2 protein-coding genes are annotated in these 630 nt (G+C 58.7%); both read right to left on the reverse strand.

What is annotated here, in order from left to right; all coding sequences use genetic code 11:
* A partial coding sequence (locus tag BZK31_RS28620; protein WP_208617255.1) for a CDP-alcohol phosphatidyltransferase family protein occupies nt 1-167 on the reverse strand: 167 nt, incomplete at its 3' end.
* Between the two features lie 32 nt (nt 168-199).
* Nucleotides 200-630 (reverse strand): helix-hairpin-helix domain-containing protein (locus tag BZK31_RS28625; protein ID WP_244182768.1); only part of this gene is annotated, 431 nt, incomplete at its 5' end.

The raw sequence follows: 630 nt of genomic DNA on the forward strand, positions 1-630 counted from the left end.
TGCTCCAGACGGCGCGCCAGATACCCGTCCAGCCAATCAGTCGCTGCGGCGAATGCGAAGACCGCGCTGGCGGCCATATAGCTCCAGTGGTAAGGCATGTAGAACAGCAGAATGAAGATCGGAATCAATAAAACGCGTAGTACGGTAATCAGATTAGGGATATTCATCGGCACAACTGGCTACGAGGTGAGCGAGCATTCTACTCGCTGTGCAGGTTTGCATAAATCGACTCTGCCAGCTTTTTACTGATTCCCGGCGCTTTTGCTATCTCATCGATGCTCGCACGGGACAATTCCTGCAGACCACCGAAGTGTTTGAGCAGATCGCGACGCCGGGTCGGACCCACGCCGGCAACGCCTTCGAGGGTCGAGGTACGACGGGTCTTGCCGCGACGTGCCCGATGCCCGGTGATCGCAAATCGGTGCGCCTCGTCGCGAATCTGCTGAATCAGGTGCAGCGCCGACGAATCGCCAGGCAGCGTGAACTCATGGGCAGCGTCGTTCAGGTAAAGGGTTTCGAAACCGGCCTTGCGCGTGGTGCCCTTGGCCACGCCGAGCAGGATGAGATCGGGGATCGCCAGTTCGTTGAGCACATCCCGGGCCATTGCCATCTGCCCTTTGCCACCGTCCA

This window comes from Pseudomonas floridensis (assembly GCF_002087235.1).
Lineage (GTDB): Bacteria > Pseudomonadota > Gammaproteobacteria > Pseudomonadales > Pseudomonadaceae > Aquipseudomonas > Aquipseudomonas floridensis.